Origin of the sequence: Enterococcus hermanniensis (assembly GCF_001885945.1) — a bacterium.
In the GTDB taxonomy this organism is placed as follows: Bacteria; Bacillota; Bacilli; order Lactobacillales; family Enterococcaceae; genus Enterococcus_A; species Enterococcus_A hermanniensis.
Genome location: NZ_JXKQ01000007.1, coordinates 86,861 through 101,512 on the forward strand (window position 1 = coordinate 86,861; position 14,652 = coordinate 101,512).

Below are 14,652 nucleotides of genomic sequence, written 5' to 3' on the forward strand. Positions count from 1 at the left end.
TGTTTTTTATTTACCCTTGAAAGAAAGAAACAATCAAGACGATAATTGCAGCGAGAAATTGTAAACAATCAAAGAAAAAATGAGTCATAATATTTTGCCAGATATTTTTAGAAAAGTAATAAATTAGAGCAAACCAAGCCCCTATAAACATGTATGGAATCATTTGGATCAATTGTCCATCAAAATTATTCCAATGAGCCAACCCGAACAAAACAGAGGAAAGAATAAACATCAACCATGTGACTATTCCTCGGTTTCGCCATTGGTAGAACAAAACATGCCGAAAAATAATCTCTTCACTAAAAGGAGCCATCAAGGCAGTCAAGCTACCGACTAATCCCAATGAAGCCGTTTGAATACTTAACAAACTGGTTTCAGGATCCGGTGAACTAACTTGTAAGAGACTTAATCCTTGTCTTACCAAGGCCAAAATAATATATGAAAAAAGAACGCCTAAAACAGCAAGCAATAAATTTCGCCATAAATGTTGTTTAAAAATCTGGCCGTCCTTTTTTAAAACATCATAATATAAATAAATCGCCACGCAAAAACCAACAAAAAATAAAACAACAGTGAATAGTACTTTGCCCCATTGACCGGCAATATGCGGTGTGATTAAATCACCGATTAAAAGTTCGACTATCGGTATTAAAATAGCGATCAGTGATTTGGTTTTACTAATTTTTATTTCAGACATGCGAATCTCTCCTTACAAACATGGTGTAAATTATTAAGCAGTTAAATATTTATGATACAAATAACCACTGAGACAACTAAAAAAGACGAGGTAGAGCAGCGAAGTGCCAAGCGCTGTACCAGTTGTATTCTCAAGAGATTGAAAAGCCAATTGATCAAATGCATCTACGATTGCGTGGCCAATGATAGGTAACCACAAACTGTTAAACATTAAATAGAGTGTTGAAAAAAAGAAGCCGATTCCGGTAGCCATCGCTACTTGTAGAATAGTCAGATAGCCATTACCACCAATGGCATTGGATAAGTGGAGCAGGCCAAAGGTGATTCCACTAAACAAAATCATAGTTCGATTACTACTATGAAAATACTTTTTTAGAAAACCGATTAGAAGACCGCGAAAAATATATTCTTCGAAAAGTCCAACACTTAAGCCTGCCAAAATAGCTGTGCTAATTGCTAGAAAACCAAATGAAAAATGTGGATTTAATGTTGAATCTCCAAGCAATACCACAATAATAGGTACCAAACCTGCCCACTGCCGTCCTTTCGGCCAATTTTTCCAAGGAATAGAAACTTTAAAAAACAAATGATTGCAAAGTCCGATCAATAAAAGTGCCAATAATTCTGTTATGATTGGCGTAAATACCACACTATGTTCTTTTGGCACAGTAATAAAAATAAGATTGACGATTATTTGACTAAGCGTCAATAAAAAAACAGATAGAACAATAAGTATCAAACAGAAAAAAATACGTGATCGTTTCAATTTTTCACTTCCTTACTTGTATAATGAATGGCTGTCAAAGAGCACACTAATCAACTATAGATTTCCAATTTATATGCTCGCTTAAAGCGATTTATTTGACGACCATTACATTGCAAGGTGCTTGATTCACTACATAAGCAGTCGTTGAACCGACTAATAATAAGGACAAAGCCCCTAAACCGGTTGCGCCCATCACAATTAAATCTGTATCCAACTTTTCAGCTAGCTCGATAAGTTCTCGTTTAGGATTTCCCGCAATAATATGCGAAGATAAATGAACTTCATGTTCTTCTGCTACACGATGATGCTCTAACTCATTAATAATATTTTGAGCTTTTTCGTGAACCTCTTGCATTAAAGGGATCGAATTTCCACCTGTCGTGCCACTAAAACTAGTGGTATCAATTACTGTTGCTAATACCAAAGTTCCTTTATTTCGTTTCGCTATGTTGATCGCTTCATCAAATGCTTTCTTAGATTGTGCTGAACCATCGACAGCAACCAAAATATTTTTATATTCATCAACCATTTTCACCGCCCCTTTCTCAGCCCTAGTTTATCATTACAATCCGCTTTCGAATAACAAAATCACCCATTTCTCTTTATTTTTTTAATTTGCACTATTTAAAATCGCTTAAAAAAGAGTTAAGAAAATTGTTCTTTTAGTGATAAGATGCTAGTATTTTATCACTAACTAACAAGGAGACTCAGAGATGAATAAATCACAACGAAAAAAAGCCCATCTCATCATTCATAGTGCATCTACTGCCGCTGCAGGTGTCGGTGCAGGCATGGCACAACTACCATTTCCAGATGCTACTGTATTACTACCGATCCAAACAGCGATGGTCATTGCTTTAGGGAAAGTTTACAATATCAAACTTGAAGAAGGCGCTGCAAAGGCTCTAGCTACTCAATTTTTAGCTCAAAAAGCTGGTCAATTAACAGCTCGCTTTCTCGTTGGCAAACTCCCAGTAGCTGGTAATATCGTCAATGGTTCAACAGCAGCTGCAATCACTGAAAGTTATGGTTGGATGATCGCTAAAGAATTTTCTGAAGAATTTGATAAGAAACACAAACTATAATTTTTTATTTAACTACCACTAAAAAATACCACATCTACTAAAAATCGATTATACTGATAGACGTGGATGAACTTGGTGTTTTACTCGTTCAATGAAGTAGTCCGCATTTAAGATAGAGGTGTTGGTTCGATTCCAGCCGTCCACATTTTTACAAAAGATTACACTATATCTTAAATTTAAAGTGTCAAAGATTGTTGATTTAGAGCGGTTTCCGATGTGTTTGAAGATTTAGAAACAATTTTAAGCTTAAAAAAATTAGATTCATAATAAAAAAATACCTTCTCGTTTGAGAAGGTATTTTTTTTACTAATCCTCTGCCAAAAAAACTAACTTTTTAACTTAGCTTAAAAAATAAGAATCTTTCTTTTGCTAATTATTTTTAAATCAAACCTTTCAGAATGATATTATGGTTTATTTAAAAAAATAATATAACACAAGAAAAGAGGAAATTAATAATGTATTTTGAAAATGAAGTTGGAAAAGTTTGTATTGAAAATAATTATGTATATGTCGAATTGGAAATGTATACAATTAAAATCACACCAAAAATTGAAGATAAGGAAAATCGTGAGCTATTTTTGAAGAATGAATTTGAAGCACACGTTGAACTTTTAGAGAAATCAATAGAATAAAAAATGGGTTCTCTAAACAAATTAGAGGACTGTTTACCAATACTTAAATACTTTAATATGAGTCACATCAACTTTTGAGTCACTCGCTGAATTTTTTGGTTGGCGTAGAGAATGAGATACGGTGATGACAAACCGAAAATAAGAATAATATAAAAAAGCCTTAGCACTTTCTAAGGCTTTTTTTGATTTAAAACTAATAATCATTAAAGTCGATTTGGTTGTTAATACTGCATTACATTAAATTTCTTTGCGCTTACTTTCGAATATTTATTTTGATTGCTGCTTTGATAGGGTAGCGCTGAAATAACAATTACTGCGTTTAATCCTTTACTTTCAATACCAGTGTAAAAAATTTGAATATTGTTCACTGCAGGAATTATCGTTTCCTTGACCATAAATGTTTGAACCAAAATCGAAATCATCATAAAAATAAGAATCTCCAGAAAGATGATAACTAGTACTACCAAACTATTGACCTTCTTCATAAATTTCTATATAAACTTTTTTGAAAAGCCAGTCCCAAATTATTTGTCATAACTGTTCCTTCTTTCTATTTTATGCGTCCACATTTTAGTTCGATTAACTTACCGAATGGAAACAAAAAGACCGTTACTCCTAAAAATTGGGAGTAACAGTTTTTTTGTTTTTTAAGTGGTCAAATTGATCATTATTGTTATCACTGATAAAACTCACAAAGAGCTTAGCAAAATTTTATGTGATTTTATCTAATAGATTTTAACTTTCGCTTATTTTTAGCAGACGTCACTTGTCTCCTATTTACAAGCCTCTCAGGATACGATACCATACCCTTTAACAGAAAACTTGAATGAAATTTATTTCTCTAATTAAGAAGGATTATTTATGCACAAATTTTACGAATGGCTTTATCAGCAACCAAAACATGTTATCTATCGGCTAGTTATTATTTTTTGCTTAATTTTCTGGCTCATTATTTATTTCATTTTTTAAAGAAAAATATCTTTGTTTGAAAATCATCTTGCACACTTTACTTTTCGAACGAATGTTCGTATAATGGTTTTGAGGTGATTTTATGACAATGATTAGTTCAGATTCAGTAGAATTTTTTTACCGTACGTATGATTCACTAGTAAATGATTCCTATCCATTAGCTTTATTACTTAATCAAATAACGACAAACATGGATAATGAAAACCGCGATTATTTCATTCTCCCTGCACATATGACTGGTCGACAAAAAGATATTTATTTTCAGTTTGAACGTATGGATAATGAGCTTATCTTTAAAGGGATACATACAAAACGAAATGGTTATGAAGCTTCCTAATTTAAGAAGTGATTCTCTATAATAATAATAGAATTTTTTCCATCTTATTTTACTACTACTTAAATCATCTCAGCTGTATTCAACTATGTCAGACACAAAAAAAACAGTACGCTATTTTGTACTGTTTTTTATTTTAATAATTGTTAAATGCAAAAAAATATCTTACTGAAGTACGCTTAAGAAAAAATTGCATACCGTTGTTTAGTCTAGCAAAAAATAGTAGTTAAAGAAATTTGATATATTTTTCACAAATAATCCTAAAAAAATTAAACTTTCATATATTCTAATTCTATTCCTTGGTCATCTTCTTTCATTGCTACTTGATAAGTGGTCATGAGTGTGTTGATTGTTTTAGGATCCAAAGCTAACTTCATAAATGTTGGCATCTCAATTTTCTCTGAAAATTCATGATTATCCGCTTTTTGACCTTTAGATAGTGTCTGCATCATCTTAGCAAATCCACCTGTAAGGGAAATATTTTTCTTTTCACATCGAACAGCATCTCTTAATTCCATAGGGTTTGCAACAACATTTTTCATCTCCATCACCTCACCTTTTTTTTGATGATATCATACCAAATAAATTTTTTCAATTATTTTGTGAAAAAAAACACAATTTATTCCTATTCCTTAGTTTAGTTACCCAATAAAAAAAAACTCAAAAATATGAAGTCTTTTTCTATGCCTCTTTAAAAATAATTTGAGCTAACGTATTGGCCGTACCCTGGCCGACTCTTTCATCATAATACTGAGTAAAGCGATGGTCAGATATATAAAGCTTCGCCAGTCCTATATGTGCTTCACTAGAGTATTTTCCCCAGCTAAATAGCAGCCACTGCTTGTGTAATTGAAAAACTTCTTTTGCTACGTCATTGTCGGCATTCAAGCGATAGTAACTCAATTTTTCAAATAATTTTTCTTCTACAAGCTGCATCGTTTGATAATCCGATTTAGAGAGATTACTCCACATTTGATTTGTTGATTCAACAACTTCTTCCCCATATTTTGAACGAATTTCATTACCATATTGACGCTCGTTTTCAGCTAGTGCTGTTTTCTTGAAAGCAGAAAATTTTTCTTGATCAGTCATCTGTTTCTCTCCTTTTTCATCGTTTATTGTATCATCCAATAAAACTAATATTTCTTCAATTTCTTGTTTTTTCTTCTCTAATTGCTTTTTTTGTTCCAACAAAGTTTGTTGAATTTCGGCTTGCGATTGATCCAATAATACTTTGATCCTATTCAAAGATATCTCCATTGATCGATACAACAAAATTTGCTGTAGACGTTCAACTTCGAGCTCTGTATAGAATCGATACCCTGACTTGCTCAAAAAAGCTGGCTTCAATAATCCTTTTTCATCATAAAAACGTAATGTTCGAGTACTCACACCTGATAAACCAGCCATTTGTTTGATCGAATAATTCATAACTATCCTCCTTGCTCTCTATTTGCTACCTTACACCTTGACGCAACGAGAAGGTCAAGTATTTATCTGCGATCCTACTTACTTAAAATAAATTAAATAAAAACCACTACTCAAAAGAAGTGGTTTCAAAATTATTCATGTTTTTCTAAATAAAGTGATTGCTGATCCATTTGCTGATAAATTTCTTTTAGATCCGACCAAGCAACTTCCCTATTCTTATATCCATAAGGATCATTCACATAGACAATTTCTTTTGCACGATCAAATCCTGTTATCACTGCTGAATGAATCAATGGGGTCACGTACATATCTCCTTGATCGGTATTCCATAGCATAAAATCATTGTTTGTTGGTACTTGGAAATCAACAGTTGCAATAATCCAAACAGGAATCCCTTGCGAGACTACATCTATGATATCGTCAAATGAAGCTTTTTCTTTTGTGATAACATCGTATTCATCTTCAACATATTCTTTTGCCAAATCAGCTATAGGTTCTACAGCTACCCCCATGGCTTCTTCCCCACCAGTGATGTCTCCTACAAAACCTAAATGAGGGTTCCCATGGTTCCCTGAATCAGTGTATAGGGGTTGGTAGGTGATTTTATTGGCTAATTCATTTTTATTTGTTTCATAACCATAGAATTGCAACAACATTGAAAGCGACGTAACTTCACAACCATTTTCTAAGGCATCATCCTCAAATTGGTTTTCTAATGGCACGTCTAAAATAACACTGTTCTTTTCTTGTTTTGTGTTTTGTTTTGTTTTGTTTCTTGTTTTGTGTCAAATGAGTTTAATACAGCTGTTTCTTTATCAGAAAAATAGAGTCCACCACCAATTACTACAATAAGTACTATTGGTATTCCAATTGTTACTCTTTTCAAACCTTCACCTCGTCTATTATAACTATTCTTAATTATACTGAAATATGAACAAATAAAGGCGAACAACGCTCAAATAACAGGAGGATTTTAAATTATTTTAACGTTTTTTATAACTAATTAATTTATTAATTTTTTATAGCGTTTCCAAACCTTTTAATAGCTTTAACAACAATTTAGTGTTATATTAATAAGTGGAATTTCGTTATCAACGTAATAGTTGCCTTTCGCAGCAAAAAGAGAGGAGAATGATTATGACATTCTATAACACAGATTTGCAATACCGCGTTACTTTAGATACTGATTTGAACCTTTTCATCGTTTTCGATAAAAAGAATACAAATAATGTAGCAACTGGTGTAACGATCGAACAAGCGGTACAAGAATTGCAAAAAAATATCTAGGAGTGAATACTCAATGGAAGACGCGTATTTGCGTTAAAAGCACCTGCTGTGACTAAACAGTAGGTGTCTTTTTTTGACTAATTTACTATCCATTGATATGCTTTTTCAAATAATAAGGAGGATTGAACGATGAACAATGCTTTTACTCATAAGATTGATGAGCAGATCACGTTAACTTTCCCTCAACTTTCTGCGGCGAAAGAATTATTTTCGTTGATCGACTCTGATCGAAACCAAATTACTCGATTTTTAGATATGGATCAGACGCAAACCTGGCAAGATGAACGTGAATTTATCAAAACTAAATTAATTGGTTACGCTGAAGGAACAGATTTATTGCTTTTTATGATGTTCAATCAACAACTATGTGGCTGTATCGATATTCATAATATTGATACAAAAGCTGGTAAAGGTGAAATTGGTTATTGGATTCATTCTTCTTTTTCTGGTCAAGGAATTGTTTCAAAAAGCGTCCGTGCAATTAGCGTGTTGGCATTCAATGCGTTTGAATTGAATAAATTAAAAATCATTGTTGATTTGGAAAATTCAGCCAGCAATCGAGTCGCCCAAAATAGCGGTTATATTTTAACGAGTGTTGAACGATCAGATATGCGCTTGCGAGAGGATTTACGCGATATGAATCACTACACCCTTTTAAAAGATTAAAAGGAGCGATAAAAAAGGAGCAGACGATTAAATTCGCCTACCTCCTTTTTTTATCTTACTACCATGACATTGCATGGAGCATGATTAACGATATAGCCTGAAGTGGAGCCCACTAATAGACGTTGAAAGCGACCTTTACCCGTTGCTCCCACATAAATCAAATCAATATCATATTGTTTTGGTAATTCTTCTGTCAATGCTTTTTTAGGGTTTCCGATGTATTGAATGATTTCCATATCATTGTAGCGGCCGCGAGCTTTCAGCCCTTCAAGATATTCTTTAGCTTCTTGAGATTCCTCGGCTAAGATGTCTTCCATCGGTTGGGCACTTCTCACTAATAAACTAGAATCATCAATAACATGGACTAAATACAATTTTGCTTCGTTTCTTCTTGCTGCTCCGATGGCTTCAAAATATGCATCCTCTGATTGATCAGAGCCATCCACTGCCACCATAATATGTTTATATCTATTAATCATTTTATCGATCTCCTTTGGCTAGATTTTTTAATCTAACTGATTATTTTTTGAATCAGCTAGTTATTTCTCATCGAATGACAGTTACACTACAAGGTGCATGATTAACCACATATGCTGCTGTAGAACCGATTTGCGCTAATTGAATCTCACCTTTTCCCGTAGCACCAAGAAAAATCATATCAATTTCTTTGTCCTTAGAAAACTCCACAATCTTTCTTTGAGGTTCTCCCAACTCAACAAATGGTTCAATATTTTCAAAATCTTTGAGCGCTGCATCATGGACCTTTTTTAGCAATTCTTTTTCAATTTGTTCTTTTTCTTCTGAATAAATTTTACTAAATGAAAACGCACTAGTAGAAAGCTCCTTATCGTTAATGACTGCTAACATGCTTAATTTAGCTCCAGAATATTTTGCGACTTCAATTGCTTCATCAAATGCCTGGTCAGAATTCCTTGATCCATCAACTGCAACTAAAATATTCTTATAACTATTCACCATTGTAACCGCCTCCTTCACTTAAATTATAGAAGATATTCAGTAAACTGTGAAACGATAACTATTAAAAAATGAACAGTTTTATAAAAAGCAGGCTATTAAGCACCCTTATAAATGTTCAAAATCCCAATTTATATATTTGGTTTATGAGCATTATTCTTGTATCTATTTTGACAATCCGTTATGGTAACTATAGTTCATTTGTTTATCCGAGTTCCTTCCCAGGACTCTGGCCGTCGTTGCCCTGCGACGGCTTTTCTTTTGTTATAAGCAGAAAATTTGCACGAAACCTGTTTTATGATTATAGTAATCTTTGGGTACAATCCCATCCTTTATAGAATTTGTTTTTTCACTTGCAGACCGTTATGTGTGAACGGTCTTTTTTTATGCTCTTTTGTACTATTTCGGCAAAATATTTTCAAGTGAAAAATATCATAAGCATATCAATAGTTCTCCTCTTTTAACTATGATAGGGTTATAAGAATCAGAAAGGAGGATGAACCACATGAAATACCTTGATATTATTGCACTTGTGTTGTTAATTATCGGTGGAGTCAATTGGTTACTAGTCGGTCTTTTTGAATATGATCTTGTTGCTGCTATCTCAGGCGGAAGTACAACTATTTTAGCTAAAATTATATATATTGTTGTTGGGTTATCTGCCTTATATTGTTTGAAATTTATTCCAGCAATTGCAAATAGAGCTGAATAACTACTTAAAGACCTCTAGGTAAACTAGAGGTCTTTTTTGTACTTGTATTGAGTAATAGGTACTTCTTTACTCCAACTATTTATTCAACTATCCGTGTTATATCCGAATAGCTGTAACTCAGCCTAATGAAATACATCACTCTTTTTTATCACATAAAAAACCACTCCAGTGAGTGGCTTTAAGCTTCATCTTTTCCTTTTACTACATCGTAAGGATCATAATCTTCTTGTTTCCCAAAGACATCTGCATTTAGATCCATTCCCGTTTTCGCCATATCTAAAGCATTAGTTTCGACATTCTCTAAACGTTGATTGATATATTCATCTTTTGTAATGACTTTCCCGGTCTTTTTATGTTTAAAAAAATCATGCATAATGATCACCTCTTCGATTTAATGCTTTAACTATACAATGCTTTGTATCATTTTTAAACTATTAGGATCGGTGCTTTATTTTTTTTCATCGACAAATCAATTATTTGATTTTATAAACTAGATTCAAATAATTCTCGTCTTTATTTTCAAAGGTTATTTCATCAAGCACTTTCCAGCCTCTCTTTAAATAGAAGCTAAGTCCTGATTGATTCTTCGATAGGCATTTTAAGGACATTTGATGATTCACCTGCTTTTTTGCTTGCTCTAAAAGAAGTGTCCCAATCCCTAAGCCCACTTTATTGGGGTCAACAAATAGACAATGAATAAAAGAATCCTCAAGATAGATAGAAATAAAGCCAATAATTTTATCTTCCTCTACAGCAACTAGGACTTTTTCTCCTAGCGTATCATTATCAAAATCAGCTAATTTGAACTCAGCAGGGTCCTGCCAATAAAATGCTCGCCTTCGACTGACGAGATATAATTTTCTTAGCCCATTCCGTTGAAATTCTTGCATATCATTTACGATAATCAAAAAGCGCCCCTCTTTCTATGATTTCATTTAATTTATATTCTAAATTGAAATTGTTCAGTTGGTACATTGTTTTTTGGTGTAGATAATTAGTTTTGTTATCAGGATATCATTTAACATAAAATAATCAATCCTAGGTATACATTCCTTTATCGAGTTAGGCCCTTTACTGTATTTAATAATTTTGATATAGAACATAAACTTTCATTCTAACCTATTGACAGTCGCTTCATACGACTGCTTTTTTGTATTCATTTACATTAAATAAACTTAAAATTTAACAATAAAAAAGACCACTATCAAGTGGTCGCTAAAACTAATTATATAAGTAACGAGTAGCGATATACGCGAGTACTGGTAATAAAAATAAAAAGATAATTATAGCTAAGATTGCTAAAATAATTGAAACGATTCCCGCACGATTCCATGTCTGCTGCACCGCTAAAAATGTCTCAACATCTTCATAGTTCCCTTTTTGCCAAGCCCATTCATTTCCTTTGAAACCACAAACAAAAACCCAAATAATGTTAAAAACTGGAATCAAACATAGCAAAGGCAAATATGTTTTATTCCCAAACCCCCAAGTGATATTGTACATAAATGCTCCCCAATTCCATCCTTTGATTGCTTGAGGTATTTCATCACCATATTGTTCGTTCATTAAAACTCCTCCTTTATAAGCACAACTCCATCATAACAAAATCAATTCTACAAAAAAAGCGTTATCAACAGTTTATATTATTTAACCGTTAATAACGCTTTATCAAAGTAAAAAATACTTATTTATAGTTTTTATTTTACGAATTTATCTTAAAATAATTTTTTTGATGTTTTTTATTTAACAAATAAGTTCTTTAGCATTATACTATCCACTGAGTTAGTTCCTTTCCTTTGTTTAACGAATATGTCATTGTCATTCACACTTTCACGTTCTAACTCATTGACAACTGTTTTTAAACAGTTGTTTTTTTATTAAAAAATTTTCTCTTCAGTTTCATTTAAGTTTTGACAACTATAGTAGCGATAGTCAATCAAATAAATTTTCTGACTGCTGTCTTATGTGGATGAACTTGGTGTTTTTGCTTAGCGATGAAACTCAAAACGTTTGTTTGTTTCATTACAATTAAGCTGCAGGTTCGATTCCTGTCTTCCACGTTTCATTAAAAAAACAGATTTGACAATAAAAAAGCCAACTATCAAAGATAGTTGGCTAAAATTTCTAATTGGCGGGAATGTGTAGGAATCGAACCTACCCAAGAAGCTCTTAACTCCTCATACTGGTTTTGAAGACCAGAGGGCACACCAGAACCCATCCACTCCCGAAGCAAGATAATCATACCATGGATTTAAAGGGTTATCAATAACAAATAAAAAAGAAAAAAGAAAGAAAATTCCTTACTTACAGAAGTTCTTTCTTTTTTTAAATTACTAATATCAAAATCACAGATAATTTTTCTACTACTTATTGTCCTTCTGAAAATTCACTGATTTCTTTATTTAAAAAATAAGAAATCACTGTTCGGATAATGACGATCAAAGCTAGTTTAATAATGTCTTGAAATGTCGGTTTAATGATCGATTCAATAATATCTGCTACGATCAAAAATTCTAAACTTAATAAGATATAACTTCCTAAATACGCTTTGATAAATTTATTTCGCGTTAAAACAGATGGAAATTTATTCTTAGTTTTTGCTTGAATCAACTTTATAAATGACATAATTGCGCCAAAAACAATAATACCAATCGATAATACATCTAAGACTAAAACAAATGGGTGGACGATATTTTGGATAATACTATCAAAATCAACCATAATTCCTCTCCCTTTTACGATACTTTTATCTTTATTCTAAGCTGAATAAATTATCGAAGCAACTAATTATCCTTTTTATAAAAAATAAGAAGCCTTAAAAAGGCTCCTTATTTTTTATTTAATTGATGGATAAAGGTCAGCGGTTGTTTTGTTGCCATTTTTAGAAAATACGCTGGTCGACTTATTGCCTTTAGCTTTTTCAATTGCCGCATTTTTCTTATCCAAATTCTTATAGTCAAAATCTTTTGGATCTATCGGTGAAAAACCTTCTGGCGTATAGAATCGCAATAGATTTTCCTGATTCAATTTATCAGACAAGCTCAATGCTTCTTTGACTTGTTGTTGTTTCTTATCAATATCCGAGGTAATCCCCAATTTATCAGTATCAACAACTTCACCTGTTTTATTATCATAAGTTTGGCCGCTTAACTCAGTATAATTAGGTGTCACAAAATCACCATTCCTGAATGCCACCGTCTGATCATGTTGAGAGGAGAATAAATCTGTCCCAAATTGAATATATTTAGAACTATCAACTCCTACCAAATGTAGTAACGTTGGCAACACATCGATTTCACCACCGTATTGATGTTGAATTCCTCCTTTGGTATATCCCGGAATATGGAACATCAATGGGACACGTTGCATTTGAGCGTCATCAAATTTACTCCAGGTTGCAGGATCTTTACCTAAGGCTTTCGCTAAATCTTTATTATTACTATCTGAAATCCCAAAATGGTCTCCATAAATCATAAAGATCGAATTTTGATAAATACCAGAAGCTTTAAGATAATCAAAGAATTGACGTAAAGATTCATCTAAATAATGAGCTGTTCGAACATAATCATCAACAGTACTATCTCCCGTATTCAATGATGGAAAATTGAAATTCTTATCATCGGTTAAGTAAGGTGTGTGATTGGTTACAGTTAAGAACTTCGCATAAAATGGTTGTTGCAAATGTTCTAAATTCCCTACAGATTCTTTCAATAAATCTTTATCTAAAATACCATACCCTAAACTTTCATCTGAAGAGTTAAAGTATGAACGATCAAAGAAATTTTGATAGCCTAGGTTTTTATATACATGGTCACGATTCCAGAAACTACCGACATTTCCATGGAACACAGCACTAGTATAACCTGACTGTTGATTCAAAATTGCTGGCGCTGCTTGGAAGGTATTATCCGATCCAAGTTGCGTAAACAACGATCCTTGCGGCAACCCAAAGGTACTAGTTTCTAACATGTTTTCAGCATCACTGGTTTTACCTTGTCCCACTTCATGGAAGAAATTATCAAAAGCCAAGGTTTGCTGGTTATCATTTTCTAAACTATTTAAAAATGGTGTGACTTCTTGACCATCAACTTTCATATTGATCAAAAATTGTTGGAAACTTTCCAAATGGATTACGATAATGTTTTTACCCTTAGCAATACCATATTTGCTTGAATCCGGCGCTGCATAATGACTCTTCGTGTATTTCAACACATCGGTTAACCCATTGCTTGAAGCATGAGCTCGAACACTATTGGTTTGTTCTGTTTTAATGCCATCATAAATCGTAAATGCGTCTAAGCCTAAGTATTTTACAATATACGAACGATCAAACGTCCGTTGCAACAATTGAGGACGATTGGCTTCACTCAATGACAAGTTCACAGAAAATATCAATGCCGACAGACAACTGATTGCCACTGCAAAGGACTTGCGAACGGGTTTACTGATGATTTCTTTTCGTTTTGCAAAGATGTAAATCAAAATGCCTAAGAAGGCGAGAATATCGATCCAATACAAAATGTCATGAACCTTCATTAAGGAAAATGAACTTCCCGAAATCCCCTGTGAAACTTTTGAAAATCCTAAAACTGATTTTATCGTGACAAAGTCCGTAAACTCACGATAAAAAATCACATTGAGGTACAAGATCAAGGTGTTGAAAAGATCCAACAGAAATAATGTGATTAATGCTGGTTTGATTCTTTTGATATACAGGAATACTCCGAAAATCAATAACGTTGTCGCAATAGGATTGATCCATAAAATGAAATACTGGATCGACCCTTGTACACCTAATGAAAAATCGGTGTAATAGGCGAAAATCGTTTTTGCCCAGAATAGTACGCTGACTACCAATAAGATAACCCAACGGTTGGTAAAAGCTTGCTTTATCCGGTTCATCCGGAACACTTCTTTCTCTATTAAATTGTCCGTTTCTACTATAACAGATTTCAAAAAATATGCATTTTTATTTAGTAAAAAAACACTGTTTTTTAAAAATTTTAAAACTTATATATATACTTCCTAAAAATTAACGATACGACCGCTATTTTGCTAGCTTTGTAAAGCTAAATGAAAATTTTCTGAGACACAAAAAA

At 32.9% G+C, this 14,652-nt stretch carries 21 protein-coding genes and 1 tRNA gene; 6 read left to right on the plus strand and 16 right to left on the minus strand.

What is annotated here, in order from left to right; translation table 11 throughout:
- Nucleotides 1–10: 10 nt before the first annotated feature.
- The 3 genes from RV04_RS09220 to RV04_RS09230 all read right to left on the minus strand — a co-directional run bounded on the left by RV04_RS09220 (nt 11) and on the right by RV04_RS09230 (nt 1,991).
- Nucleotides 11–697, minus strand: a complete 687-nt coding sequence (locus RV04_RS09220) for a CPBP family intramembrane glutamic endopeptidase (protein WP_071858171.1) — start codon at nt 695–697, stop codon at nt 11–13.
- A gap of 33 nt (nt 698–730) precedes the next feature.
- A complete protein-coding gene (locus tag RV04_RS09225) occupies nt 731–1,462 on the minus strand; it encodes a CPBP family intramembrane glutamic endopeptidase (RefSeq protein WP_071858172.1) in 732 nt (243 codons plus the stop codon).
- Between the two features lie 91 nt (nt 1,463–1,553).
- Nucleotides 1,554–1,991 carry a universal stress protein gene (locus RV04_RS09230; protein WP_071858173.1) on the minus strand — a complete coding sequence of 146 codons (438 nt, stop codon included), beginning with the start codon at nt 1,989–1,991 and terminating at the stop codon, nt 1,554–1,556.
- Nucleotides 1,992–2,175: 184 nt separating this feature from the next.
- Here RV04_RS09230 and RV04_RS09235 point away from each other — a divergent pair, with 184 nt between their 5' ends.
- Both RV04_RS09235 and RV04_RS13245 read left to right on the plus strand, forming a co-directional pair.
- Nucleotides 2,176–2,547 (plus strand): hypothetical protein, encoded by a 372-nt coding sequence (locus tag RV04_RS09235; RefSeq protein WP_071858174.1) that lies wholly within the window; start codon nt 2,176–2,178, stop codon nt 2,545–2,547.
- Nucleotides 2,548–3,002: 455 nt separating this feature from the next.
- A complete protein-coding gene (locus tag RV04_RS13245; RefSeq protein ID WP_169818203.1) occupies nt 3,003–3,179 on the plus strand; it encodes a hypothetical protein in 177 nt (58 codons plus the stop codon).
- A gap of 221 nt (nt 3,180–3,400) precedes the next feature.
- Here the strand turns inward: RV04_RS13245 and RV04_RS09240 are convergent, their stop codons facing one another.
- Entirely contained in the window at nt 3,401–3,646 is a 246-nt protein-coding gene (locus RV04_RS09240) for a hypothetical protein (RefSeq protein WP_071858175.1), read from the minus strand.
- A gap of 584 nt (nt 3,647–4,230) precedes the next feature.
- Here RV04_RS09240 and RV04_RS09245 point away from each other — a divergent pair.
- Nucleotides 4,231–4,485, plus strand: coding sequence for a DUF5960 family protein (locus RV04_RS09245; protein ID WP_071858176.1), 255 nt, complete (start codon nt 4,231–4,233; stop codon nt 4,483–4,485).
- Between the two features lie 266 nt (nt 4,486–4,751).
- Here RV04_RS09245 and RV04_RS09250 read toward each other — a convergent pair whose 3' ends face one another.
- From RV04_RS09250 to RV04_RS13415, 4 genes are all read right to left on the minus strand, one after another.
- A complete protein-coding gene (locus RV04_RS09250) occupies nt 4,752–5,030 on the minus strand; it encodes a hypothetical protein (protein ID WP_245791077.1) in 279 nt (92 codons plus the stop codon).
- Between the two features lie 133 nt (nt 5,031–5,163).
- Nucleotides 5,164–5,913, minus strand: coding sequence for a MerR family transcriptional regulator (locus RV04_RS09255; RefSeq protein ID WP_071858177.1), 750 nt, complete (start codon nt 5,911–5,913; stop codon nt 5,164–5,166).
- 131 nt (nt 5,914–6,044) lie between these two features.
- Nucleotides 6,045–6,635, minus strand: a complete 591-nt coding sequence (locus RV04_RS09260) for a C39 family peptidase (protein ID WP_245791078.1) — start codon at nt 6,633–6,635, stop codon at nt 6,045–6,047.
- A gap of 2 nt (nt 6,636–6,637) precedes the next feature.
- A complete protein-coding gene (locus RV04_RS13415) occupies nt 6,638–6,799 on the minus strand; it encodes a hypothetical protein (protein ID WP_211271189.1) in 162 nt (53 codons plus the stop codon).
- Nucleotides 6,800–7,050: 251 nt separating this feature from the next.
- Here RV04_RS13415 and RV04_RS13250 point away from each other — a divergent pair, with 251 nt between their 5' ends.
- Together RV04_RS13250 and RV04_RS09265 are read left to right on the plus strand one after the other, a co-directional pair.
- Entirely contained in the window at nt 7,051–7,200 is a 150-nt protein-coding gene (locus RV04_RS13250) for a hypothetical protein (RefSeq protein WP_169818204.1), read from the plus strand.
- Between the two features lie 129 nt (nt 7,201–7,329).
- A complete protein-coding gene (locus tag RV04_RS09265) occupies nt 7,330–7,866 on the plus strand; it encodes a GNAT family N-acetyltransferase (RefSeq protein ID WP_071858178.1) in 537 nt (178 codons plus the stop codon).
- Between the two features lie 50 nt (nt 7,867–7,916).
- Here RV04_RS09265 and RV04_RS09270 read toward each other — a convergent pair whose 3' ends face one another.
- Together RV04_RS09270 and RV04_RS09275 are read right to left on the minus strand one after the other, a co-directional pair.
- Entirely contained in the window at nt 7,917–8,345 is a 429-nt protein-coding gene (locus RV04_RS09270; protein WP_071858179.1) for a universal stress protein, read from the minus strand.
- A gap of 67 nt (nt 8,346–8,412) precedes the next feature.
- A complete protein-coding gene (locus tag RV04_RS09275) occupies nt 8,413–8,844 on the minus strand; it encodes a universal stress protein (RefSeq protein WP_071858180.1) in 432 nt (143 codons plus the stop codon).
- Nucleotides 8,845–9,346: 502 nt separating this feature from the next.
- On the opposite strand from RV04_RS09275, the gene RV04_RS09280 reads away from it, so the two are divergent.
- Complete coding sequence (locus RV04_RS09280; RefSeq protein ID WP_071858181.1) at nt 9,347–9,553, plus strand: DUF378 domain-containing protein; 207 nt, start codon at nt 9,347–9,349, stop codon at nt 9,551–9,553.
- Nucleotides 9,554–9,731: 178 nt separating this feature from the next.
- Here RV04_RS09280 and RV04_RS09285 read toward each other — a convergent pair whose 3' ends face one another.
- From RV04_RS09285 to RV04_RS09305, 6 genes are all read right to left on the minus strand, one after another.
- Nucleotides 9,732–9,926, minus strand: coding sequence for a hypothetical protein (locus tag RV04_RS09285; RefSeq protein ID WP_071858182.1), 195 nt, complete (start codon nt 9,924–9,926; stop codon nt 9,732–9,734).
- A 100-nt stretch (nt 9,927–10,026) separates the two neighbouring features.
- Complete coding sequence (locus tag RV04_RS09290; RefSeq protein WP_071858183.1) at nt 10,027–10,461, minus strand: GNAT family N-acetyltransferase; 435 nt, start codon at nt 10,459–10,461, stop codon at nt 10,027–10,029.
- A gap of 313 nt (nt 10,462–10,774) precedes the next feature.
- Nucleotides 10,775–11,119, minus strand: a complete 345-nt coding sequence (locus tag RV04_RS09295; RefSeq protein ID WP_071858184.1) for a ribonuclease G — start codon at nt 11,117–11,119, stop codon at nt 10,775–10,777.
- A 563-nt stretch (nt 11,120–11,682) separates the two neighbouring features.
- Nucleotides 11,683–11,779 (minus strand) — tRNA-Sec (locus RV04_RS13255).
- A gap of 141 nt (nt 11,780–11,920) precedes the next feature.
- Nucleotides 11,921–12,274, minus strand: a complete 354-nt coding sequence (locus RV04_RS09300; protein WP_071858185.1) for a DUF1622 domain-containing protein — start codon at nt 12,272–12,274, stop codon at nt 11,921–11,923.
- Nucleotides 12,275–12,388: 114 nt separating this feature from the next.
- A complete protein-coding gene (locus RV04_RS09305; protein WP_071858186.1) occupies nt 12,389–14,455 on the minus strand; it encodes an LTA synthase family protein in 2,067 nt (688 codons plus the stop codon).
- Nucleotides 14,456–14,652 lie beyond the last annotated feature (197 nt).